Here is a 21,918-nt window from a genome sequence, read left to right on the forward strand (position 1 = left end):
GGCCAATTCATGAAAATCAAAACTCGCTTCGCGCCAAGCCCAACCGGCTATCTGCACGTTGGCGGTGCGCGTACTGCTCTCTATTCCTGGCTTTTTGCCCGTAACCACGGCGGTGAGTTTGTGCTGCGTATTGAAGACACCGATCTCGAACGCTCCACCCCGGAAGCAATTGAAGCCATCATGGATGGCATGAACTGGCTGAATCTGCAATGGGACGAAGGCCCCTATTTCCAGACCAAACGTTTCGATCGTTATAACAACGTAATCGATGAGATGCTGGAAGCCGGTACCGCTTACAAATGCTATTGCTCGAAAGAACGTCTGGAAGCGCTGCGCGAAGAGCAGATGGCGAAGGGTGAGAAGCCGCGTTACGATGGCCGCTGCCGCCATAGCCACGAGCACCATGCTGACGATGAGCCGTGCGTCGTGCGTTTCGCCAACCCGCAGGAAGGTTCGGTTATTTTTGACGATCAGATCCGCGGACCTATCGAGTTCAGCAACCAGGAACTGGACGATCTGATCATTCGCCGTACCGATGGTTCCCCGACCTATAACTTCTGCGTGGTGGTAGATGACTGGGATATGGCGATCACTCACGTGATCCGCGGCGAAGATCATATCAACAACACGCCGCGCCAGATCAACATCCTCAAAGCGCTGAATGCGCCGGTGCCTGTTTATGCGCACGTGTCGATGATCAACGGCGATGACGGTAAAAAACTTTCCAAGCGCCACGGCGCAGTGAGCGTGATGCAGTATCGCGACGACGGCTACCTGCCGGAAGCGCTACTCAACTATCTGGTGCGCCTGGGCTGGTCTCATGGCGATCAGGAGATTTTCACTCGCGAAGAGATGATTGAGTTCTTCTCGCTGGGCGCGGTGAGCAAATCCGCCAGTGCCTTTAACACCGATAAACTGCTGTGGTTAAACCATCACTATATCAATACCCTGCCGGCGGAGTATGTGGCAACGCATCTGCAGTGGCATATCGAGCAGGAAAATATCGACACTCGCAACGGCCCGCAGCTGGCTGAGCTGGTGAAACTGCTGGGCGAGCGTTGCAAGACGCTGAAAGAGATGGCCCAGAGCTGCCGCTACTTCTATGAAGAGTTCGCTGAATTCGATGCCGACGCCGCGAAAAAACATCTGCGTCCAGTGGCGCGTCAGCCGCTGGAAGTGGTTCGCGATAAGCTGGCGGCGATTAGCGACTGGACGGCGGAAAACGTCCATCACGCGATTCAGGCAACTGCTGATGAGCTGGAGGTGGGGATGGGTAAAGTCGGTATGCCGCTGCGCGTGGCGGTTACCGGGGTAGGGCAATCTCCTGCGCTAGACGTTACTGTCCATGCTATCGGTAAATCCCGTAGCGTAGATCGTATCAATAAAGCGCTGGCTTTTATCGCTGAACGCGAAGGCCAGGCGTCCTGACGGCGTCGCAGCTGAAACAACGGCAGGTTACCCTGCCGTTTTTTTTGTCTGTTATTCCGGACTGGCGATGCCGAGGCGGGCAAGAAAACCACTAATCCCTTCCCGGGCCAGCAGATCGCGGAGCTGCAGCTGTTCTGCCGGAGTCATCAGCTGTAGGGTTTCCGTGATTTGCCGCCAGATCGCGTCTGCCTCATTGACCAGGTATGCACCTGGCGATTCCGCGAGATGATTGTCGGTAAGCAGATGGCGTCTGGCAGGGATGTTGGTCAGAAACTCGCGTACCGGTTGGTCGATAACCACCAGTCGCGCTCGCCCCCCTTTAACGCCGGGTATTGCTTCGGTGCGCCATTGTTTCTCGCGAACCCAGCGATTGATCGTTTGTCTGGCCAGCCCCAGGCAGTCGGCAAGCTCTGCGGGCGTCATTTTATCTTTCAGTTTCATCATGGTTTACCGATCGCGGATCCCTAACCGAAGCAGTAACCCGGTGATCCCCTCGCGCAGCAACAAAGACATAAGCTGCTTCTGCTCGCTGGGGGTGAGTTCTTTACTGAGGGTCAGCAGCAGCGATTCCAGATCGCTATCATGGGGAGAATAGATGCCGGGCGTCTCCGCCACCCGCTGGGCGCTGCGGATAAACTCCCTGACTTGCTCATTGACATGGACCAGGCGCGCTTTGCCGCCCTGGACGCCAGGTCGCGGAGAGGTTTGCCAGCCTTCTTTCCGCACCCACTTATTGATAGTTTGCCGACTGTAGCCGGTTAGATGGGCAATTTCTTCAGGTGTCATTCGTTCCTTGAGCATACTATTTCCTGAGTAAATGTATGGGAATTAGCTGCCCATGTTATAGCATCCTTTTACGTGAAAAGGTGACCTGTTTAACTTCTGACTGCGATAAGGCTCGCAATGTCAGCAAGTTGCCTGCTTTTTCAGCGATTGAATCGGGAAGGATAATTTTGCCGTTGACACCTGAGCGAGGAATTCATATTATGCCGCCCGTCAACACGACACGCTTTACGTTACGGGGCTATAGCTCAGCTGGGAGAGCGCTTGCATGGCATGCAAGAGGTCAGCGGTTCGATCCCGCTTAGCTCCACCAAATTCTGCACCCAGCGGATTTGGTTCGTAAAGAAGTCCTGTGGGGCTATAGCTCAGCTGGGAGAGCGCTTGCATGGCATGCAAGAGGTCAGCGGTTCGATCCCGCTTAGCTCCACCAAAATTCAGAACCCTCGCTTCGGCGGGGGTTTTTGTTTTTAGCGGGTTTCATGTAAAGCACTTTCTGGTTACGTCAGTTAATCTCCAGCAATTAAAATCGAAAGTAATTTCAGACTTTTTCCTGATAATTCGCCTTGCCTGCCCTAAATAAGCAACATAACATTTCCCCCATTAAACGTGATGAGGTTTCTGGAGTTTTAATTAACAATAATGCTTGATAAAATTAACATTAATATCAAAAAAACTCTATTGGCCTTTATCATTTGTTTAGTCGCTATTCCGCTGGCTCGTTTTATTTCACCGCAAACGATAATTGACGGCAATCTTATTTATATTGCCTGGCTGCCAATCAGCGTGATGTTTTCTGTTATTTTTATCTTTGGCCGCTATGCAATTGCGCCATTAATTCTCGCGTTTGCCATCACCAATAGTTTTCTCATTAAATTAACGCTGCCGCAGGCGTTTATCTTACTTTTTTGTCAACTGTTCGCCGTGTTTGTCTCCTGCGCTATTCTGCGACTGTTGGTGGGGAAGCGCTGGCGCTGCGGTCCAACGGCAAAACATATGGGGGCGCGGATCTTCTGGGGCGGCTTCTTCGCGCCGGTGCTCCTGAAAATCACCATGTATCTCGCCGGACAATATTTTGCGTTTCCATTAGCTATTACCAGTTACTTTGGTAGTATGCCGTTGATTTATACTGTAATAGATATCCAAAGTTTAATCAGTGCGGCATTAATTTTTACGACGTTTCTTTATTATCCAATGCGGATGATTATCAGTCCGCGCTACGCCCGACGTTTCTGGCAGCAGGAATGTTTACCGTGGCTGGCACCGCAATATCGCTCCTTTACCCTATATTGGTTTATCGCGTTGGCGGTGATATTAACGCTATTGTGTGCGCCGTATCAGTCTGAATTTATTGCCGGTTATTTAGTTCCGGTTATTTTTATTGTTTACTTTATCGGTATCAGTCGAATAGGCCATGCGCTATTGCGTATTTCATGGTCTGTCTCGGCCTTTTTGCTGGTGGTATATAACAAAAACTTTCTCCAGGGGGTGCAAAGCGAGTATTCACTCTCCTTTGTGCTGTCGGTTCTGATCTCCTTTACTATCTGTTTGTTTTATATGGCCGACATCTATGCCCGCAGCGACCGCAACAAACGCCGCTGGCGTAGCCAGGCGGAAGAGGATCCGCTGACCGGCTTGCCTAACCTGCGCGCGCTGGAGAGCCATTTACAGAGCTGTCCTCAGCAGGCTATCTGCAGCCTGCGTATTGATAATCTCGACTTTCTCAGTCGGCATTATGGTCTGATGATGGGGGTGGACTGTAAACGGCAGATTATTCGGGCGCTGCAACCGCTGCTGGGAGCGGCGGATAAAGTCTTTCAGGTACCGGGCAGCGAACTGATCCTCGTGCTTGATGGACCGGAGCCGTCGTCCCGCTTGAACCATATGGTCGCGGTCCTCAACCACAAAAAGTTCAGCTGGCACAATCAGCCGCTGGATTTGGAGTTTGGCGCGGCCTGGGGCCGCGATGACGGTCAGGGTGAGGGACTTTACCAGATGCTGGGCCAGCTAAGCTGGCTTTCCGAACAGGCGGGCAGTGAACGTCGGGTGCTGGCGCTGGACGAGGAGCAGGATCTGGTGGTGGATCAAACTACCGAGCAGGTGCGCCTCCTTATGCGCGTCAAGCAAGTGCTCAAAGATCGCGCGCTGATGCTCTATGCGCAACCGATTCAGAATCCGGAGGGGGAGGGTTATCATGAGATCCTCACGCGCATGCGCTGTGGCGATAGCGTCATTATGCCCGACCGATTCATTCCGCTGATTGTGCAGTTTAACCTCAGCCAACGTTTTGACATGCTGGTGCTGGAGACCTTGTTCAGTATGCTCCATAAGCATCCCGGCCAGCGATTCTCGGTCAACCTGCTGCCTGCAACTCTGATGCAAAAGAACAGCGCAGGGCAGATTATCGCGCTGTTTCAACGCTATAGCGTCTCGCCAGAACTTATAACTATTGAGGTGACCGAAGAGCAGGCCTTCTCTAATGCGGACACCAGTCGGCAAAATCTTGAAGCGTTGCGCGCGTTTGGTTGCGCCATCGCTATTGATGACTTTGGCACCGGCTATGCGAACTATGAACGTCTGAAACATTTACAGGCCGATATCATTAAGATTGACGGCTGCTTCGTCCGCGACATCCTCACGGACCCGCTGGACGCCATCATGGTGAAATCGATTGTCGAGATGGCGCGGGCGAAACAGATGAGCGTGGTGGCGGAATATGTCGAAAGCGAACCGCAAAAAGCGCGCTTGCTGGAGCTGGGCGTGAATTATCTGCAGGGTTATCTGATCGGTAAACCACAGCCGCTGGGTGAATGTCGGGCAAAAAAAAGCCGGGCATTGCCCGGCTCAGATGACTGACGTCTGTTACAGAACCAGCGCCGCAATCGAGGCGGACAGCACGCTAACCAGCGTGGAGCCGTACACCAGCTTCAGACCGAAGCGAGAAACTACGTTGCCCTGTTCTTCGTTCAGACCTTTGATCGCCCCGGCAATAATACCGATAGATGAGAAGTTGGCGAAGGAGACCAGGAAGATAGAGATAATGCCTTCCGCGCGCGGGGAGAGCGTCGAGGCAATTTTCTGCAGATCCATCATGGCGACGAATTCATTGGAGACCAGTTTGGTAGCCATAATACTGCCCACCTGCAGCGCTTCGCTTGCCGGCACACCCATCACCCAGGCGACCGGGTAGAAGATATAGCCGAGGATACCCTGGAAGGAAATGCTATAGCCGAACCAACCGGTCACGGTGGCGAACAGGGCATTCAGCGCCGAGATCAGCGCGATGAAGCCGATCAACATCGCCGCCACGATAATCGCGACTTTAAAACCTGCCAGAATATACTCGCCCAGCATCTCGAAGAAGCTCTGACCTTCGTGCAGATTCGACATCTGCAGATTTTCTTCGCTCTCTTCCACGCGGTAAGGGTTAATTAATGACAGAACGATAAAGGTGCTGAACATGTTGAGCACCAGCGCCGCAACGACATACTTTGGCTGCAGCATGGTCATGTAAGCGCCTACGATGGACATGGACACGGTGGACATCGCCGTCGCCGCCATGGTGTACATGCGGTTGCGCGACATTTTGCCGAGAATATCTTTATACGCGATAAAGTTTTCCGACTGGCCGAGGATCAACGAGCTCACTGCGTTGAAGGACTCCAGCTTGCCCATGCCGTTAACTTTCGACAGGACGGTACCGATCGCGCGAATGACAATCGGCAGGATACGAATATGCTGCAAAATGCCGATCAAAGCCGAAATGAAGACGATAGGGCACAAAACTTTGAGGAAGAAGAAGGCCAGGCCTTTATCGTTCATGCCGCCGAACACGAAGTTTGTCCCTTCGTTGGCAAACCCGAGGAGTTTTTCAAACATCTCGGAAAATCCTTTCACAAAACCCAGACCAATATCGGAGTTGAGGAAGAACCAGGCCAGCAGGACTTCAATGACAAGCAGTTGAACAACATAACGAATACGGATCTTTTGGCGGTCATGGCTGACCAACAGGGCCAGTATAGCCACCACAACGATCGCGAGGACAAAATGCAAGACGCGGTCCATAGTTGCTCCAAATATGAGGCAGGTTAAATTTCCGTGCACATTCTATGCAACGGCTTTAAAGAAAACGAGATCAATTGCACACTATTGCAAGGAACTGTGACCAATGGCAAAAATAGTGATCCAACATCCACTTTTGTTATGTTACGTAAAGGTTTTAAAAGTTGCATTCTTGTACTACTCTTAATAGCGGGCTGGATCTCGTTTTCTGACGCCCGTATTCCATTTCCGGCCAGCTATTGTTCCCTTCTATCACAGCAATCATTATCTCCATTCTAAATGAACTTGATAATCATTCGCATTTTGATAGCATGAAACATAGCAAAGGCTATATTTCCAGAGGCAGAAGATGACTAGCAGTCGCGTTGAGAATAGCAGTAGTCGCGCCGCGCGCAAGGTGAAGCTCGCCTTAATGGGCCCGGCTTTCGTCGCTGCCATTGGCTATATCGATCCGGGTAATTTCGCCACTAACATTCAGGCCGGCGCCAGCTTTGGCTACCAGCTGCTGTGGGTCGTGGTGTGGGCTAACCTGATGGCGATGCTGATCCAGGTGCTTTCTGCCAAACTGGGCATTGCCACCGGCAAAAACCTGGCCGAGCAGATCCGCGACCATTACCCGCGTCCTGTTGTCTGGTTTTACTGGGTACAGGCGGAAATTATCGCTATGGCCACCGATCTGGCTGAATTTATCGGCGCCGCGATTGGCTTTAAGCTGGTGCTCGGCGTGTCGCTTCTGCAGGGGGCGGTGCTGACCGGGGTGGCCACTTTTCTGATCCTGATGCTGCAGCGGCGCGGACAAAAACCACTGGAGAAGGTGATCGGTGGATTGTTGCTGTTTGTCGCCGTGGCCTATGTCGTGGAGTTGATCTTTTCCCAGCCCGCGCTGGCTCCTCTGACGAAAGGGCTGGTGATCCCCACACTGCCCAACGGGGAGGCGGTATTCTTAGCCGCCGGGGTACTGGGGGCGACCATTATGCCGCACGTTATCTACTTACATTCCTCGCTTACCCAGCATCTGCATGGCGGAACGCGAAAAGAACGCTATAACGCGACCCGCTGGGATGTGGCGATCGCCATGACCATTGCAGGGTTCGTCAATCTGGCGATGATGGCGACCGCTGCGGCGGCATTCCACTTTAATGGCCATACCGGCGTCGCCGATCTCGATCAGGCCTACATGACGCTGGAGCCGCTGCTGAGCCACGCGGCGGCGACCATCTTTGGCCTCAGCCTGATTGCCGCCGGTTTATCGTCGACCGTGGTGGGCACTCTGGCAGGTCAGGTCGTTATGCAGGGGTTTATCCGCTTTCATATTCCGCTGTGGTTTCGCCGGGCGATCACCATGCTGCCGTCGTTTGTCGTCATTCTGCTGGGGCTGGATCCTACGCGCATCCTGGTAATGAGTCAGGTGTTGCTCAGCTTTGGCATTGCGCTTGCCCTGGTGCCGCTGCTGATATTTACCAGCAATGCGAAGCTGATGGGGGACCTGGTGAATACCCGTTGGGTGAGAGGCATCGGCTGGGCGATAGTCGCTATTGTGGTGAGCCTGAACGGCTGGTTAATAGTGGGGTCGCTGCTCGGGGTGGATTAATTGATTCCTGATGCTGAATAAAGTAAAGGGGAGCCGATGGGCTCCCCTTTTCGTTTGTTAGTGATGGCCATGTCCATGACCGTGACCGCGCCCACCCGGGCCGCGTCCCCAGCCGCCGCGGTGGTCATCGCGGTCGTTCCAGCCAGCACGATAGCCGCGCTCCCAGGCTTTATCTCTGCCTTTGTACCAGCCTTTGTGCCAGCCGTTGTCATGACGATGCCAACGGTTATCACGCCATTCATAGTGACGACGCCAGTAATCACGGTCGCGCCAGCTGCCACCGTCCCAGTAGTTACCGTAATTGTCACGATCGCCTATTTGTAATTTTACCGACGGCAGCAGGGTGATTTCACCAGCGTTAGCGACCAGTGGCCCTGCGGCCAGCAGTACTGCTGCCAGAATCAGTGACCTGAACATACTCTTCTCCTTCACGATCGGGGCCGTAAGCGGCCTGTTAACCTGATATTACGGGCCGGTAAAGACCCGCCGCATCGGACGAACTCCGAAAGCGCAGGAAAGAGCACTTTTTGCTAAAGTAACATTTGCTTTACAGCGCAAGGATGGCGTCAATGGCCGCGCACTCCTCGGTGGTGAAATGGCGATTCTGCAGCATGCCGACGGCATCATCCAGTTGCGCGGTTTTGCTGGCGCCGATCAGCACCGAGGTGACTTTCTCTTCACGCAACACCCAGGCCAGCGCCATTTGCGACAGCTTCTGCCCACGCGCTTCCGCCTGCCTGCTAAGCTGACGAATTTTTTCTAATCGGGCTGGAGTCAGTTGCTCCGGCTGCAGAAAACGACTGCTGCTGGCGGCGCGCGAGTCGGCCGGAATGCCGTTGAGATAGCGGTCGGTAAGTTGCCCACCGGCCAGCGGTGAAAACGCTATGCTTCCAATCCCTTCCGTCTGCAGAAAATCCAGCAATCCTTCTTCCACGCCGCGTTCGAACATCGAGTAGCGAGGCTGGTGAATGATGCAGGGGGTGCCGAGGTCGTTAAGGATCTTCACCGCCTCCCGCGCCTGGGCCAGAGGATAGTTGGAGATCCCGACATATAGTGCTTTACCCTGACGAACCAGATGATCGAGCGCACGCATCGTTTCCATCAGCGGCGTCTGTGGATCAGGCCGGTGATGGTAAAAAATATCGACGTATTCCAGCCCCATGCGTTTAAGGCTCTGGTTAAGACTGGCTACCAGATATTTTCGCGATCCCCAGTCGCCGTAAGGGCCGTCCCACATCGTGTAACCTGCTTTAGTGGAGATGATTAACTCATCGCGATAAGGCAGGAGCGACTCTTTCAGGATACGGCCAAAGTTGCTTTCCGCCGAGCCCGGCGGCGGCCCATAGTTGTTGGCCAAATCGAAATGGGTTATACCGAGGTCAAAAGCGTGCAGGAGCATCTGCCGGCTAGTTTCCACTCGCGTTTCATCGCCAAAGTTATGCCACAGGCCAAGGGAAATGGCCGGTAGCTGCAGACCGCTGCGGCCGCAGCGACGGTACTCCATCATTTGATATCGCGTGGTGCTTGCCTGGTAAACCATTCTTTCTCCGCCGACAAAACAGGTTGTGTATACGTTTACACTAAACAATGTTCTGCGTGGAGTACACTGCTTTTTCTGCGTAATTATTGCTTTACACTGCCATTATCACCTCCCATCTGGACAGGCGGATCGCTTATTCAATACTCAAATTACACCTGCACCAAAATGAGGATAATGGATATGCAACCGACCTACACTATTGGGGATTATCTGCTGGATCGCCTTGTCGACTGCGGTATTGACCGCTTGTTCGGCGTGCCGGGAGATTACAACTTACAGTTTCTCGATCGCGTCATCGCGCACAGCGCCTTGGGGTGGGTCGGCTGCGCCAACGAGCTGAATGCGGCATATGCCGCTGACGGCTATGCGCGCATCAAAGGGGCCGGTGCGCTGCTGACCACTTACGGCGTCGGCGAATTGAGCGCGCTGAACGGCATTGCGGGTAGCTATGCGGAACATATTCCGGTATTGCATATTGTCGGTGCGCCCTCTACCGGCGCCCAGCAGCGCGGCGAACTGCTGCACCATACCCTCGGCGATGGCGATTTTCGCCATTTCGCCCGCATGAGCGAGCAGATCACCTGTAGCCAGGCGCTGCTGACCGCCGGCAACGCCTGCCATGAAATCGACCGTGTGCTGCGCGATATGTTGACGCATCATCGCCCCGGCTATTTGATGCTGCCAGCCGATGTCGCCAGAGCGGCAGCGATTGCCCCAGCCCAGCCCTTGCTGGTGGAGCCCGCTCCGGCGGATGAAAACCAGCTTGCCGGGTTCTGCGAACATGCCAGCCGCCTGCTGCGGGGCAGCCGACGCATTTCCCTGCTGGCGGACTTCCTGGCGCAACGTTATGGCCTGCAGAAGACGCTCCGGGAGTGGGTGGCGAAAACGCCTGTCGCCCATGCGACGATGCTCATGGGCAAGGGATTGTTCGATGAGCAGCAGAGCGGGTTTGTCGGCACCTACAGCGGGATTGCCAGCGCGCCGCAGACCCGGGAGGCGATTGAAAACGCCGACACCATCATCTGCATTGGCACGCGCTTCACCGACACCATCACCGCAGGATTTACCCAACATCTGGCGCGGGAAAAGACTATTGAGATCCAGCCCTTCGCCGTCAGGGTGGGCGATCACTGGTTCAGCGGGGTGCCGATGGATAAGGCTTTGGCCGCGCTGATGACGCTTTCCGCCCCGCTGGCGGCGGAGTGGGCTACACCTCAGATCGTGGCGCCGGAGGCTGAGGAGGGCGCTGAAGGCGAGTTGACCCAGAAAAATTTCTGGGCGACGGTGCAGGGCGCCCTGCGTCCGGGGGATATTATTCTCGCCGATCAGGGGACGGCCGCCTTTGGCATTGCGGCGCTGAAGCTGCCCTCTGAAGCATCGCTGATCGTCCAGCCGCTGTGGGGCTCGATTGGTTTTACTCTCCCGGCCGCCTATGGCGCACAAACCGCGGCGGCGGAGCGGCGGGTGGTGCTAATTGTCGGCGATGGCGCGGCCCAACTGACCATTCAGGAGATGGGCTCCATGCTGCGTGATAAGCAAAAGCCGCTTATTCTGCTGCTGAATAACGAAGGGTATACCGTGGAACGGGCGATTCATGGTCCAGAGCAGCGCTACAATGACATCGCTCTGTGGGACTGGCAGCGGCTGCCGGAAGCCTTCGCCCCTGACGTTGCTTCGCGCTGCCGACGGGTCACTCAGACGTCTGAACTGCGGGAGGCGATGACGGAGAGCATCACCTCCGATACCCTCACTCTGGTAGAAGTGATGCTGCCGAAAATGGATATCCCCGATTTCCTGCGCGCGGTGACGCAGGCCCTTGAGGAGCGAAACAGCCGCGTTTAATCGGTATGCCGTTTGGCAATCATCAACGGTCTCCCGGCCAGCAGCAGCCAGGCCGGGAGCATCACCATACACAACAGCGGCAGCAAAGTCGTATCCGGGACCACCACGGCGGCCATAAACAGGCTCAACCAGCCGTCGCGAGTGACGACCAGCACCATGCCGAGGATCGCGCAGGAAACGGTGATTGCCGCCGGCACCGCGTCAACATGAGCATGCAGCATCAGCCCCAGCGCTACCCCGACGAACACCGCCGGGAAAATTCGCCCGCCGCGAAAGCCGCTGGCTGAGGCAAGAACCAGGGCTGCCAGTTTGACCAGCGCGATAAGCAGAAAATCCGCGGCGGTTAGCGTCTGGCTGAAGGCCAGCTGCTGCATCTCATCCAGCCCTTTAAAGAGCGTTAAGGGCCCGCCTATCGTCCCCACGATCCCCAGCAGCAGCCCGCCGATGCCGAGGGTCAGGATTGGATTTTTCAACCGATGCATCAGGGCATGCAGTCGCGGCAGACACCAGACGGCCACCATGCCGACGGCGATAGCGATCAGGGCGACGATAATGCCGCTGAGAATATCAACGAAGCGCATCTGACCATAGTGCGGGATCGGCAGCGAAAAATGGGGATGGAAAAACAGACCCGTCGTCAACGCGCCGGCGGCGGCGGCGAGGAGGGGAGCAAAGAGGCGATCCCACAGTGGCGTATCGTTGCTGCTATTGAGGGTTTGCGAAAAAATCAGCGTGGCGGCAACCGGGGTACCGAAGAGGGCGCCGATGGTGCCTGAGGCCGCGAGGATGGTCCAGTCCAGCGAGCTGACGCGCGGAAACAGTCGGGAGCCGACGGCGACAGCCAGCGCGATATTCACCACCATAATCGGATGCTCCGGGCCGAGGCTGACGCCGCCGGCGAGGCCGAGGATCAGTGCGGCCAGGAGTCCGGGCAGCGCGCCGGTGGCAATGGGAGCGCCGATTAACGACTCGGTCGCTGGATCCGGCCCGGCGTGCCCGGGGCTGTAACGAATGACCAGACCCACCGCGATCCCTGTCGCCGTCAGCATGGCGATGATCCACAGCGGGCTGTCGGCGCTCACCCCTAACTGCGCGGGCAGATTGCTCCACAGCACGCGCTGCAGCAGCGCGGCAACCTTCATCGCCACGATCAGGATCAGGCTGCAGGCGATACCTATCAGGATGGCCGGCACCGACAGGATCAGCATTGTTCTGGCGCGAGGATGGAGCATGGAAATGTCCTTGTAAAAGTGCTGGAGCACTACTTTGCCTTCGTCAGCGGAGACCGTCGATGCAAATGGTGCTGAAACGATAAAGTTAAGGTGACATCTGATATCCGGCGCGTCCTTTACAGGCTACCTTGCATAGATTACAAACTAAATGTGACCTGTGTCGCTAAACAAGGGGCGTCTGCGCGTTGGACGTTGTTGTTAAGCCGCCATGAATTTACAGTGTGCCAAAAGATTTATTTTGACTTTAGCGGAGCCGTAACGGAATGACAAAATTTGCTTTAGTAGGAGATGTCGGGGGGACCAACGCCCGCCTGGCGCTATGTGATCTGGCGAGTGGAGAGATCTCTCGCGCAAAGACCTATTCCGGGCTCGATTACCCCAGTCTGGAGGCAGTGGTGCGCGTCTACCTCGAGGAGCACCAGGTAACGGTCAACGAAGGTTGTATCGCCATCGCATGCCCGATTACCGGCGACTGGGTGGCGATGACCAACCATACCTGGGCTTTCTCTATCGCCGAAATGAAGCGCAACCTCGGCTTTGCCCATCTGGAGATAATTAACGATTTTACCGCTGTTTCAATGGCCATTCCGATGCTGAAAGCTGAGCACCTTATTCAGTTTGGCGGCAGTGCGCCGGTAGCGGGCAAACCGATCGCCGTTTATGGCGCCGGGACCGGGCTCGGCGTGGCGCATCTGGTCCACGTTGATAAGCGTTGGGTCAGCCTGCCGGGCGAAGGCGGTCATGTTGATTTTGCCCCGAACAGCGAAGAAGAAGGGATCATTCTGGAAGAGCTACGCGCCGAGCTGGGGCATGTTTCCGCAGAACGCGTGCTCTCAGGTCCCGGGATGGTCAACCTGTATCGCGCGATTGTCAAATCGGACGGCCGACTGCCGGAGAACCTGCAGCCGCGTGAGGTGACCGAGCGAGCGCTGGCGGACAGCTGCACTGACTGTCGTCGGGCGCTGTCGCTGTTCTGCGTCATTATGGGACGCTTCGGCGGTAACCTGGCGCTGACCCTTGGGACGTTTGGCGGGGTGTATATCGCCGGCGGCATCGTGCCGCGCTTCCTGGAGTTCTTTAAAGCCTCTGGTTTCCGCGGCGGTTTTGAAGACAAAGGCCGTTTTAAAGCTTATGTTCAGGATATCCCGGTTTACCTGATTGTGCATGATAACCCAGGCCTGCTGGGCTCCGGCGCGCATCTGCGTCAGACGCTGGGCCAGGTGCTTTAAGCATTCTTCTCCCGGGCTACCGTCGTAGCCCGGATGGCGGTGCTTTCCGCTCTCTACAGATTCATCAGCTGGCGAAACTCTTTCACTTTACTGCGACTGACCGGAACCTGAAACTCCAGGTCACGCAGGCGCAGCACATAGGTGTTGTTGAACCACGGCTCAATTTCCCGAATTTTGCTGAGATTTACGCAATACGAGCGGTGGCAGCGGAAGAAATGCGCGGTGGGCAGTTTGCTGCAGAATTCAGTAATGTTCATCGGCATGACGAATGACTCCCGGCGGGTATAGACGAATGTCATCTTTTCATGCGCCTCGGCATAATAAATATCATGAATACTGGTGACGATGATCCGCTCATCTTTGATCAGATTGATGGTGTCGTTTTCCCGTGGCGCCGCGCTGGCTAATCCTGAAGCAGCGTTATTTTGCTGCTGCCAGGCGGTGGTCAGCTTTTGCAGCATATTGATGATGCGCGACTCCTGGTAAGGTTTCAGGATGTAGTCAAATGCTTCCAGCTCAAAGGCTTCCACCGCATGTTCTTTCCACGCGGTGATAAAGACGATAAAAGGTTTATGGGCAAACTGGCTGATGTTTTGCGCCAGCAGAACCCCGTCGAGCGACGGAATATTGATATCGAGAAAGATGGCGTCGACCTTGTTGTGCTGGAGAAATTTCAGCACGTCCAGGCCGTCGTCAAAGCTGCCGACGATCTCCATCTGGCTATGGGTGTTAATAAGCCAGGAGAGCTCCTGCTGGGCCAGAAACTCATCCTCCACAATGATAACTTTCATCTTTTCTCCGCTCATGACAACAGCGACTCCGTCAGCGCCTGCGGCGTAGAGTTATTGGGGACATAAAAGGCGATTTCGGTTCCCGGCGTCAGATTGCGGATATGCAAACCCTCGCCGTAGAGAAGTTTCACCCGATGATGCACATTGAGCAGGCCGATTTTGTTACCCGGCATCTCATCGGCTTCCACGCGGGCGACCACGGCGGGATCGATACCGTTGCCCGTATCGCGAACGCTGATGCGTACCCGATTTCCGCACTCGTTAATGCCGATCGTCACCACGCCTTTGCCTTTACAGGGTTGAATACCGTGAACAATGGCATTTTCCACCAGCGGCTGGATAAGCAGGCTCGGGATCACGCAGCTGACGTCGTCGTCAATATCGTAGATGACCGTCAGCTTGTCGCCGAATCGCGCCTGTTCAATAGCGATATAATCTTTGATCTGATACAGCTCTCGTTTGATATCAATCTGCTCATCGTCTTTTAATTCGATGTTATAGCGCAGGTAGCGCGACAGATTAAAAATGAGCTGGCGCGCGGTGTCCGGATTAAGGCGAATCGAGGAGGAGATCGCGTTCAGCGCATTAAATAAAAAATGCGGGTTAATTTTGCTTTGCAGGGCGCGCAGCTCCGCTTTGTTGGCCATCTCCCGCAGCTGTTCGGCGCGGGAGACTTCCAGCTGGGTGGAGATTATTTGCGACAGGCCAATCGCCATCTCCTGCAGCGTCGAAGTGATGCGATGGGCGTGGCAGTAATAGATTTTTAGCGTGCCGGTCACCACCCCTTTTTCCCACAGCGGGATCACCATCAAGGAGTGGATCTCCGGGGTGCGGTGGGCTTCGTCATTGTTTTTTATGATGATTTTCCCATAACGAATCGCCTGCCGGGTGGTGGGGCTAATCATATCGTCGTGGCGTTGATAGTTGGCTTCACCGACGCCCACGTAGGCCAGCACGTGCTCGGTATTGGTGATCGCCACCGCGTCGGCGGTAATGTCGCGGCGGATAATCTCGCAAACCTGGCGCAGAGAATCGCTGTTAACGTGTCGAAACAGCGGCAGGGTTTTGTTGGCGATATCGAGCGCCAGTTTCGCCTGCCGCGCCGCGCTGGCCTCCTTTTCCCCTTCAACGCTCTGCACCAGCAGCACGATAAAGCCGATGCAGACGCTGCCGAGGATCATCGGGATACCAATTTTCGAAACAATATCTACGCCGAGACTCAGGGAAGGCGCCCAGACCACCACCAGGATCATGGTCAGAGTTTCACACATCATCCCCGCCAGAATGCCGATTTTCCACCGTTGTTCGCGGGCCACTTTACGATTAATCAACCCCGACAGCAGGCCGGCGACAATGCTGGTGATAAAGCAGGGCACCGCGGTCACGCCGTCGATATCAATCAAATAGCGGTGCACGCCGGCAATCGCCCCGACAATCGCGCCCACCCAGGGACCAAACAGGATCCCACCGGACATCACGGCGATAATGCGGACGTTCACCAGGGACCCCTCAACCGGGACGCCGGACCAGGTACTAAATAGCGCGAACAGCGAGAAAATGGCTGTCACCGCCAGCAGCTCTTTCGGAGTATGGGCCGACTTATGCAACAGTTCGCGGAACAGGCGCAGGCGAATAAGGAAAAAGAGGCAAATAAGCATCAGGGCCGCACGATCATAGACCGCCAGCATCATAGTAAAGATTTCGTGCATGGGTGCGTCGCGTCAGTGGCCAGAAAGGGACATGATAAAAAACCTGACGGCAGAAGACCAGCCGTGGAACCATAAAGCGGAAAAGACACACTTTTTAAAGGGGATTAATTAAAAAGCATCGCGATAGCGGCGGTCTTCGCCATTAACGATAATATTCTGTGTTAAGAAAGATATCAGTGTGTTACCACCTTTATACAACCCGGGATTATTCCGCCAATGAACTGCCGCATTTAGCGCAGTCGATACCCGTTTTATATGCCAGGGAATATTTTTTAACGGGCCTCTCGACAACATGAATTTTTTCAGGTTATTTTCTAAACGAGCCGCAACAGCGGCAGCGTCGCTCGGACGGTCCGGGCGCTAACGTTAATTAGAGGAACCTATGGCTGAATCCAGTCCTGAACGCCGTTTTACGCGTATCGATCGTCTCCCTCCGTACGTTTTTAACATTACTGCTGAACTGAAAATGGCTGCGCGTCGGCGCGGCGAAGATATTATCGATTTCAGTATGGGTAATCCCGATGGCGCGACGCCGCCGCATATCGTGGAAAAACTCTGCACCGTTGCTCAACGGCCTGACACCCATGGTTACTCTACCTCGCGGGGGATCCCGCGCCTGCGTCGCGCCATTTCACGCTGGTATGAAGAACGCTATAACGTCGATATCGATCCGGAATCGGAAGCGATCGTCACCATTGGTTCGAAAGAGGGGCTGGCGCACCTGATGCTGGCGACGCTGGATCATGGCGACACCGTACTGGTGCCGAACCCCAGCTATCCGATTCATATCTATGGCGCGGTGATCGCCGGGGCGCAGGTGCGCTCAGTGCCGCTGGTGGAAGGGGTGGATTTCTTTAACGAGCTGGAACGCGCCATCCGCGAGAGCTATCCGAAGCCGAAGATGATGATCCTTGGCTTTCCCTCAAATCCGACCGCGCAGTGCGTCGAACTGGATTTCTTTGAAAAGGTTGTCGCTCTGGCGAAGCAGTATGACATTCTGGTCGTCCACGATCTGGCCTATGCCGATATCGTGTATGACGGCTGGAAAGCGCCCTCCATCATGCAGGTGCCCGGCGCGCGCGATGTCGCCGTCGAGTTCTTTACCCTGTCGAAAAGCTATAACATGGCCGGCTGGCGCATTGGCTTTATGGTGGGTAATAAGACTTTGGTGAATGCCCTCGCTCGTATCAAAAGCTATCATGACTACGGGACTTTTACTCCGCTGCAGGTGGCGGCGATAGCTGCGCTGGAGGGCGATCAGCAGTGCGTGCGCGATATTGCCGAACAGTATAAGCGCCGTCGCGATGTGCTGGTCAAAGGGCTTCATGAGGCCGGCTGGATGGTGGAGTGTCCGAAAGCGTCTATGTACGTGTGGGCGAAAATACCGGAACCTTACGCCGCCATGGGGTCGCTGGAGTTTGCGAAAAAGCTGCTTAATGAAGCGAAGGTTTGCGTCTCGCCGGGGATTGGCTTTGGCGACTATGGTGATACCCACGTCCGCTTCGCCCTGATCGAGAACCGGGACCGTACGCGCCAGGCGATCCGCGGTATCAAGGCGATGTTCCGCGCGGATGGTCTGCTGGCCTCCGCGAGCTAGCGCTGCGGGCAGCACGGCAAAATAAAAACGGGAGCATGAAGGCTCCCGTTTTTTTTGACACCGCTGCAGTCTAGATCATCAGGGCAAAAGTACCGGCCCAAACGATGACCATAAAAGAGAGGCCCATAAAGAAGTATTTCACGACTCATCACTCCACGCGCTTGTGCGACGTTCAAATGAATTAATTGTTCTGTTTTTCAAGGGCTGTCGCCAGTGTAACTTCACCCTGCAGCAGCCCGTAATTCTGTGCGTTTAGTGCTCCAGATGGCGCTAATGTACGCCTAAAAAATCAGGGAAACAAGAGGCATTTTTTTATTAATTTTTAGTTACTTACGAGTGTCGTGATTCGGCGACACATTAATTTCACAGGGTAATAAATTTAGCGCCAGCGAAGCGAAGGAAACGGGTTTTAGCGATGGGCCGGGCGGGGAAGGCCAACGAGAGCGCGCGGCATTATCTTTGCCACGCGCCGCCGTCGGTTCAGGGCAGGTCTGAGGCGCGCTGTCGCCACTCGGCCGGGTAGTGTGCCGGGATAAAGCGCAGCGTCAGCGCCATGAGTAGCAGGACGCAGATCGCATGCCAGGACCAGTCAAGCGTGTAGTTCCCGCTCAGGCTACGCAGCAGGCCGGAAAGCCAGGGCGACAGACCGGCGATGATAAATCCGATCCCCTGCATAAAGGCTACCAGCCTGCCGGCCACCGCCGGTTGTCCGGCGTGATCCAGCGCCAGCACCAGGCACAGAGGAAACGCGCCGCCCAACCCCACGCCGCAGGCAATGGCCCAGAGCGCAGAGAAATGCTCTGGCAGCCAGATAAAGCCGCAGAAGCCAATCAGCTGTAGCGCCAGCGCTAGCAGAAGAAGCTGGCGCCGATCCTCCTGGCGAGCCAGCGCCGGGAGCAGCAGCGCGCCGGCGGTTTGCCCGACGGTCAGCAGCGCCAGCAGCGAACCGCTGTACTGGGCGCTGTCGCCTAGCTGGATGTAGTAAGGAGGCAGCCAGGCGATCAGGCTGGCGTAACCGGCATTGATCAGTCCGAAATAGAGTCCCAGCGTCCAGGCGCGGCGCTGGCCAATAATCGCGACCCGGGGGGAAGCGCTGGCCTGATGCGGTGCGCGAGGCAATTGCCGACAAATCGCCAGCCAGCTGAACAGAGCCAGGAGCGCAGGGAGCGCCCACCAGGCTAGCGCATTATGCCAGGCCGCGCTATGTGACGCCAGCCATGGGGTGAACGCGGCGCCTAACCCGCCGCCGCCCATCAGCGCCGCTGACCATAGTCCCATCACCAGCGGCGTCCGTCGGGGAAAGAGGTGCTTAATTACCGCCGGGATGGCGGCCTGAATAATGCCGATGCCAATTCCTCCGGCCAGAGCGCTGGTGAGCAGTAAGCCACTATTCGGAGCGATTTCCCGCAGCAGGGCGCCTGCCGCGATAATCAGCAGACTCAGCGCAATACTGCGCTTTTGACCGATATAGCGATCGACCCAGCCAGCGGCCAGCGCCAGCACCCCCATCGCGATCACCGGCAGCGCGGTCAGGAGTGCGGCCAGGGTATAGCTCATGCCGCTGGCTGCGCGGATGTCCGGCAGCAAAGGACCAATGGAGGTAAGCAGCGGCCGCATATTGATCCCAGTCAGTACCAGGACTGCCAGCGTCAGGTTCTGTCGCAGCGCTGGTGTCATGACTGCCGTTCCGCCCAGCGCTGATAAAGTTCAGTTCCCTCCGGCTGCGGGCGATGATGGATCGGCAGCGTTTGCTGGGCCAGCGGCTGCTGCAGCTGCTGATAAATCGCGGCGGTCGAGAGCTGAAAAGGCTCCCCGTCCTGATTGCTATTGGCGAAAAACACTTCCCGCACGCCGGTTAAATAGAGCGCGCTCAGGCACATAGGGCAAGGCTGTCCGCTGGCATAGATGACGCATTCGCGCAACACCGCGCTTCCCAGTCTGGCGGCAAGATCGCGTACGGCGTTCAGTTCGGCATGCGCCGTTGGGTCACCGCTCAGATGAAAGGTATTGACGCTTTCAGCGACAATCTCATCATTCCGCACCAGCACGGCGCCGAAGGGGCGCCCACCGTCAGCAATGTTTTGTTTTGCCAGCACTAATGCGCGCTGAAGATAATGATCGTGAGCGGACATAGTCACTCCTGCATAAAACGATGTTAAAGGTGAAATATGTTGAGGGTCGTGCGAAGAGGGTACGTCTCTTGTTTCATAAGTTAAAAGACTTATTTATGATAATGCCTATTGGAATGTCTTATAGGTGGGCCGATGCTTCTGCGCCAACTTTCCTACTTTATCGCTGTGGCTGAACATTGTGGCTTTTCCCGCGCCGCCGCGGCGCTGCATGTCTCCCAGCCTGCGCTGTCACAGCAGATACGCCAGCTGGAAGCGATGCTGGAGGTTCAGCTTTTCGACCGCTCTGGCCGACGTATTCGCCTGACCGATGCCGGTGAGATCTGGCTGGAGTATGCCCGTCGCGCGTTACGCGAGCTTGAGGAAGGTCGGCGCGCCTTGCATGACGCAGAAGATCTCCAGCACGGTAAACTCCGCATTGCTATGACGCCAACTTTCACTACCTATATGCTGGGCCCGCTGATGGAGGCGTACTACCGACGCTATCCTGGAGTAAAAGTGCTTATCCAGGAGATGAACCAGGAGCGGATGGAGGCGATGCTGCTGGAGGATGAACTGGATGTGGGGATTGCCTTTGACGACAGCCGGTCACAGGAAATTGTGGTTCAGCCGCTGCTGACGGAAACGCTTGCGCTGGTGGTGAGCCGTGCGCATCCGCTGGCAGGAGAGCGCGACTTGCAACTGCAGGCTCTCGACGCCCAGCCGCTAATTTTACTGAGCAGCGAGTTTGCTACCCGCGAGCAGATTGATCGTTATTGCCGCCTTCATCGGCTCGAACCAGACGTGCGGATGGAGGCCAACTCCATCGGGGCCGTTCTGTCGGTTATTCGAAGCACAACGTTAGCAACGCTGCTGCCGGCGGCGATCGCCGGGCAGTTTGATGATGTGGTGGCGATTGAGCTAAGACCTGCGCTGCTGCAGCGCACGGCCTGTTTATTGCAGCGGCAGGGCGCCTGGCAGAGCGCCGCAGCGCGCGAATTCATCACCCTGGCCCGAGAGAACGCGATAACGATTGAGCAGGAAAACCGCCAGTCCCTTGCCTGAAGGACTACGTTACTCGCCGGCGAACTGCGACTCACGGCTGGCTTCGCTGCCGATATCGCCTTCATCGGGCTGGGCATTCTCTATAAGCATGCCTTCTTCCTTAAGCCTTTCCAGCACGTGATGAAAGAGCTGAGTCTTGTCTGGCTCAGCCATATTCTGCAACTTCTCATTAAATACAGTATGGGACTGAACAAGATAATGGATAAATTCCAGCAATACCTCACTTTGCGGCAGGACGGTTAATTCCTGCTGGATGTAACGGGTTTGATCCAGTAGCGGATTTTTCGTCACGTCCATAGGCCGGGCGCTAATACTGTGGGCGTATATTTTCTCAATGGCCTGGCTGGTGATATAGATGCGGTTCAATGATATCGAGGGGCGTTCGTCTTCCTCTGGAATGAAATGACAATAAACAAATGGTTTATCCGGCAGCATCATGCTGAGGCGGTTTTCGAAAAGAATATCATCTGGCGCCTCCAGCAGCGCCATTAGGTTCCGACAGTGTGGATGCCAGAGCCCTGAAGCAAATACCTTTACGTTGAACTGGGTTACCGTATTTCCGCGCAGGGTTTCCATCGTCGGAATATCGCCTTCAAGTCGCAGAATGCTGCGGATATGGGAGTGATGCGACCAGACTGTTTCTCCTGCCTCGACTGAGGTAAATGGATTAAACGCGCTGGTTACCTCTTTTTCCTGATGGGAGAGGACGGCGATTTTTAATATTCCCGGCGTTGGGTTAAGCTTAAGACATAGATTGATTGCGCCTATATCATGCCAGTGAAGAATGTCTTCCAGTTCGCAGTTTAATAATTTTTGCGCCCGCGCCAGAGAGCAATACTCCATTGGCGGTAAATTATTTAGCTTCCAGATATTCCGTTCTGTAATATTCATAAGAATTGTATGTCGATGAAAAAATAAATCGCCATGGTGAGCAAAAGTATCAA

At 55.4% G+C, this 21,918-nt stretch carries 21 protein-coding genes and 2 tRNA genes; 10 read left to right on the forward strand and 13 right to left on the reverse strand.

What is annotated here, in order from left to right:
- Positions 1–9 precede the first annotated feature (9 nt).
- Complete coding sequence (gltX, locus tag DR88_RS06105) at positions 10–1,428, forward strand: glutamate--tRNA ligase (RefSeq protein WP_025861122.1); 1,419 nt, start codon at positions 10–12, stop codon at positions 1,426–1,428.
- Between the two features lie 51 nt (positions 1,429–1,479).
- Here gltX and DR88_RS06100 read toward each other — a convergent pair whose 3' ends face one another.
- Complete coding sequence (locus tag DR88_RS06100; protein WP_002913435.1) at positions 1,480–1,872, reverse strand: MerR family transcriptional regulator; 393 nt, start codon at positions 1,870–1,872, stop codon at positions 1,480–1,482.
- 3 nt (positions 1,873–1,875) lie between these two features.
- A complete protein-coding gene (locus tag DR88_RS06095) occupies positions 1,876–2,229 on the reverse strand; it encodes a MerR family transcriptional regulator (RefSeq protein ID WP_002913434.1) in 354 nt (117 codons plus the stop codon).
- Between the two features lie 219 nt (positions 2,230–2,448).
- Between DR88_RS06095 and DR88_RS06090 the strand changes: the two genes are divergently transcribed.
- From DR88_RS06090 to DR88_RS06080, 3 genes are all read left to right on the forward strand, one after another.
- Positions 2,449–2,524, forward strand: a tRNA-Ala gene (locus DR88_RS06090).
- Between the two features lie 41 nt (positions 2,525–2,565).
- A tRNA-Ala gene (locus tag DR88_RS06085) sits at positions 2,566–2,641 on the forward strand.
- A 209-nt stretch (positions 2,642–2,850) separates the two neighbouring features.
- A complete protein-coding gene (locus DR88_RS06080) occupies positions 2,851–5,064 on the forward strand; it encodes an EAL domain-containing protein (RefSeq protein ID WP_004149240.1) in 2,214 nt (737 codons plus the stop codon).
- A 6-nt stretch (positions 5,065–5,070) separates the two neighbouring features.
- Here DR88_RS06080 and nupC read toward each other — a convergent pair whose 3' ends face one another.
- Positions 5,071–6,273, reverse strand: a complete 1,203-nt coding sequence (gene nupC, locus DR88_RS06075; protein ID WP_002913423.1) for a nucleoside permease NupC — start codon at positions 6,271–6,273, stop codon at positions 5,071–5,073.
- A 346-nt stretch (positions 6,274–6,619) separates the two neighbouring features.
- On the opposite strand from nupC, the gene DR88_RS06070 reads away from it, so the two are divergent.
- Positions 6,620–7,861 carry an Nramp family divalent metal transporter gene (locus DR88_RS06070; protein ID WP_002913421.1) on the forward strand — a complete coding sequence of 414 codons (1,242 nt, stop codon included), beginning with the start codon at positions 6,620–6,622 and terminating at the stop codon, positions 7,859–7,861.
- 57 nt (positions 7,862–7,918) lie between these two features.
- Here DR88_RS06070 and DR88_RS06065 read toward each other — a convergent pair whose 3' ends face one another.
- Together DR88_RS06065 and DR88_RS06060 are read right to left on the reverse strand one after the other, a co-directional pair.
- On the reverse strand, positions 7,919–8,278 hold the full coding sequence (locus DR88_RS06065) for a DUF2502 domain-containing protein (protein ID WP_002913419.1): 360 nt from the start codon (positions 8,276–8,278) through the stop codon (positions 7,919–7,921).
- Positions 8,279–8,408: 130 nt separating this feature from the next.
- Positions 8,409–9,401 carry an aldo/keto reductase gene (locus DR88_RS06060; protein ID WP_004149234.1) on the reverse strand — a complete coding sequence of 331 codons (993 nt, stop codon included), beginning with the start codon at positions 9,399–9,401 and terminating at the stop codon, positions 8,409–8,411.
- A 180-nt stretch (positions 9,402–9,581) separates the two neighbouring features.
- Here DR88_RS06060 and DR88_RS06055 point away from each other — a divergent pair, with 180 nt between their 5' ends.
- Positions 9,582–11,243, forward strand: coding sequence for an alpha-keto acid decarboxylase family protein (locus DR88_RS06055; protein ID WP_032444045.1), 1,662 nt, complete (start codon positions 9,582–9,584; stop codon positions 11,241–11,243).
- Here DR88_RS06055 and DR88_RS06050 read toward each other — a convergent pair.
- Positions 11,240–12,475, reverse strand: coding sequence for an ion channel protein (locus tag DR88_RS06050; RefSeq protein ID WP_025861125.1), 1,236 nt, complete (start codon positions 12,473–12,475; stop codon positions 11,240–11,242). The two genes, DR88_RS06055 and DR88_RS06050, sit on opposite strands and share 4 nt — an antisense overlap.
- A gap of 263 nt (positions 12,476–12,738) precedes the next feature.
- Here DR88_RS06050 and glk point away from each other — a divergent pair, with 263 nt between their 5' ends.
- Positions 12,739–13,704 carry a glucokinase gene (gene glk / locus DR88_RS06045; protein WP_004149232.1) on the forward strand — a complete coding sequence of 322 codons (966 nt, stop codon included), beginning with the start codon at positions 12,739–12,741 and terminating at the stop codon, positions 13,702–13,704.
- A gap of 53 nt (positions 13,705–13,757) precedes the next feature.
- Here glk and DR88_RS06040 read toward each other — a convergent pair whose 3' ends face one another.
- Both DR88_RS06040 and DR88_RS06035 read right to left on the reverse strand, forming a co-directional pair.
- Positions 13,758–14,495 (reverse strand): LytR/AlgR family response regulator transcription factor, encoded by a 738-nt coding sequence (locus DR88_RS06040; RefSeq protein ID WP_002913374.1) that lies wholly within the window; start codon positions 14,493–14,495, stop codon positions 13,758–13,760.
- 11 nt (positions 14,496–14,506) lie between these two features.
- Complete coding sequence (locus tag DR88_RS06035) at positions 14,507–16,204, reverse strand: sensor histidine kinase (RefSeq protein WP_004149230.1); 1,698 nt, start codon at positions 16,202–16,204, stop codon at positions 14,507–14,509.
- Between DR88_RS06035 and DR88_RS31045 the strand changes: the two genes are divergently transcribed.
- Entirely contained in the window at positions 16,203–16,316 is a 114-nt protein-coding gene (locus DR88_RS31045) for a hypothetical protein (protein ID WP_004149231.1), read from the forward strand. The two genes, DR88_RS06035 and DR88_RS31045, sit on opposite strands and share 2 nt — an antisense overlap.
- Here the strand turns inward: DR88_RS31045 and DR88_RS0126515 are convergent.
- Positions 16,313–16,498, reverse strand: a complete 186-nt coding sequence (locus tag DR88_RS0126515) for a hypothetical protein (RefSeq protein WP_004145585.1) — start codon at positions 16,496–16,498, stop codon at positions 16,313–16,315. The genes DR88_RS31045 and DR88_RS0126515 overlap by 4 nt on opposite strands.
- An 88-nt stretch (positions 16,499–16,586) precedes the next feature.
- Here DR88_RS0126515 and alaC point away from each other — a divergent pair, with 88 nt between their 5' ends.
- Entirely contained in the window at positions 16,587–17,801 is a 1,215-nt protein-coding gene (alaC, locus tag DR88_RS06030; protein ID WP_002913372.1) for an alanine transaminase, read from the forward strand.
- 70 nt (positions 17,802–17,871) lie between these two features.
- Here alaC and ypdK read toward each other — a convergent pair whose 3' ends face one another.
- The 3 genes from ypdK to DR88_RS06020 form a co-directional block, all read right to left on the reverse strand.
- Complete coding sequence (gene ypdK / locus DR88_RS29975; RefSeq protein ID WP_099119320.1) at positions 17,872–17,943, reverse strand: membrane protein YpdK; 72 nt, start codon at positions 17,941–17,943, stop codon at positions 17,872–17,874.
- A gap of 338 nt (positions 17,944–18,281) precedes the next feature.
- Positions 18,282–19,478 carry a CynX/NimT family MFS transporter gene (locus tag DR88_RS06025; RefSeq protein ID WP_004149229.1) on the reverse strand — a complete coding sequence of 399 codons (1,197 nt, stop codon included), beginning with the start codon at positions 19,476–19,478 and terminating at the stop codon, positions 18,282–18,284.
- Complete coding sequence (locus DR88_RS06020) at positions 19,475–19,933, reverse strand: nucleoside deaminase (RefSeq protein ID WP_025861128.1); 459 nt, start codon at positions 19,931–19,933, stop codon at positions 19,475–19,477. The genes DR88_RS06025 and DR88_RS06020 overlap by 4 nt, the downstream gene beginning before the upstream one ends.
- Before the next feature lie 132 nt (positions 19,934–20,065).
- Between DR88_RS06020 and cynR the strand changes: the two genes are divergently transcribed.
- Complete coding sequence (gene cynR / locus DR88_RS06015; protein ID WP_004149227.1) at positions 20,066–20,974, forward strand: transcriptional regulator CynR; 909 nt, start codon at positions 20,066–20,068, stop codon at positions 20,972–20,974.
- A gap of 9 nt (positions 20,975–20,983) precedes the next feature.
- On the opposite strand, the gene DR88_RS06010 is transcribed toward cynR, so the two are convergent.
- The gene (locus DR88_RS06010; protein WP_004149226.1) at positions 20,984–21,865 is read right to left on the reverse strand and encodes a hypothetical protein; all 882 of its coding nucleotides are present in this window, start codon (positions 21,863–21,865) and stop codon (positions 20,984–20,986) included.
- Positions 21,866–21,918 lie beyond the last annotated feature (53 nt).

Origin of the sequence: Klebsiella pneumoniae (assembly GCF_000742135.1) — a bacterium.
GTDB classification, from domain to species: domain Bacteria; phylum Pseudomonadota; class Gammaproteobacteria; order Enterobacterales; family Enterobacteriaceae; genus Klebsiella; species Klebsiella pneumoniae.

Bases quoted from the DNA above. Each gene is read 5' to 3' on its own strand.
- DR88_RS06050 (WP_025861125.1), bottom strand. From the start codon at position 12,475: ATGCTCCATCCTCGCGCCAGAACAATGCTGATCCTGTCGGTGCCGGCC.
- glk (WP_004149232.1), top strand. From the start codon at position 12,739: ATGACAAAATTTGCTTTAGTAGGAGATGTCGGGGGGACCAACGCCCGC.
- DR88_RS06100 (WP_002913435.1), bottom strand. From the start codon at position 1,872: ATGATGAAACTGAAAGATAAAATGACGCCCGCAGAGCTTGCCGACTGC.
- DR88_RS06080 (WP_004149240.1), top strand. From the start codon at position 2,851: ATGCTTGATAAAATTAACATTAATATCAAAAAAACTCTATTGGCCTTT.
- alaC (WP_002913372.1), top strand. From the start codon at position 16,587: ATGGCTGAATCCAGTCCTGAACGCCGTTTTACGCGTATCGATCGTCTC.
- DR88_RS06025 (WP_004149229.1), bottom strand. From the start codon at position 19,478: ATGACACCAGCGCTGCGACAGAACCTGACGCTGGCAGTCCTGGTACTG.
- DR88_RS06065 (WP_002913419.1), bottom strand. From the start codon at position 8,278: ATGTTCAGGTCACTGATTCTGGCAGCAGTACTGCTGGCCGCAGGGCCA.
- DR88_RS31045 (WP_004149231.1), top strand. From the start codon at position 16,203: ATGGGTGCGTCGCGTCAGTGGCCAGAAAGGGACATGATAAAAAACCTG.
- DR88_RS06020 (WP_025861128.1), bottom strand. From the start codon at position 19,933: ATGTCCGCTCACGATCATTATCTTCAGCGCGCATTAGTGCTGGCAAAA.
- DR88_RS06060 (WP_004149234.1), bottom strand. From the start codon at position 9,401: ATGGTTTACCAGGCAAGCACCACGCGATATCAAATGATGGAGTACCGT.
- DR88_RS06055 (WP_032444045.1), top strand. From the start codon at position 9,582: ATGCAACCGACCTACACTATTGGGGATTATCTGCTGGATCGCCTTGTC.
- DR88_RS06040 (WP_002913374.1), bottom strand. From the start codon at position 14,495: ATGAAAGTTATCATTGTGGAGGATGAGTTTCTGGCCCAGCAGGAGCTC.
- DR88_RS06010 (WP_004149226.1), bottom strand. From the start codon at position 21,865: ATGAATATTACAGAACGGAATATCTGGAAGCTAAATAATTTACCGCCA.
- cynR (WP_004149227.1), top strand. From the start codon at position 20,066: ATGCTTCTGCGCCAACTTTCCTACTTTATCGCTGTGGCTGAACATTGT.
- nupC (WP_002913423.1), bottom strand. From the start codon at position 6,273: ATGGACCGCGTCTTGCATTTTGTCCTCGCGATCGTTGTGGTGGCTATA.
- DR88_RS06035 (WP_004149230.1), bottom strand. From the start codon at position 16,204: ATGCACGAAATCTTTACTATGATGCTGGCGGTCTATGATCGTGCGGCC.
- DR88_RS06070 (WP_002913421.1), top strand. From the start codon at position 6,620: ATGACTAGCAGTCGCGTTGAGAATAGCAGTAGTCGCGCCGCGCGCAAG.
- DR88_RS0126515 (WP_004145585.1), bottom strand. From the start codon at position 16,498: ATGTTGTCGAGAGGCCCGTTAAAAAATATTCCCTGGCATATAAAACGG.
- DR88_RS06095 (WP_002913434.1), bottom strand. From the start codon at position 2,229: ATGCTCAAGGAACGAATGACACCTGAAGAAATTGCCCATCTAACCGGC.
- gltX (WP_025861122.1), top strand. From the start codon at position 10: ATGAAAATCAAAACTCGCTTCGCGCCAAGCCCAACCGGCTATCTGCAC.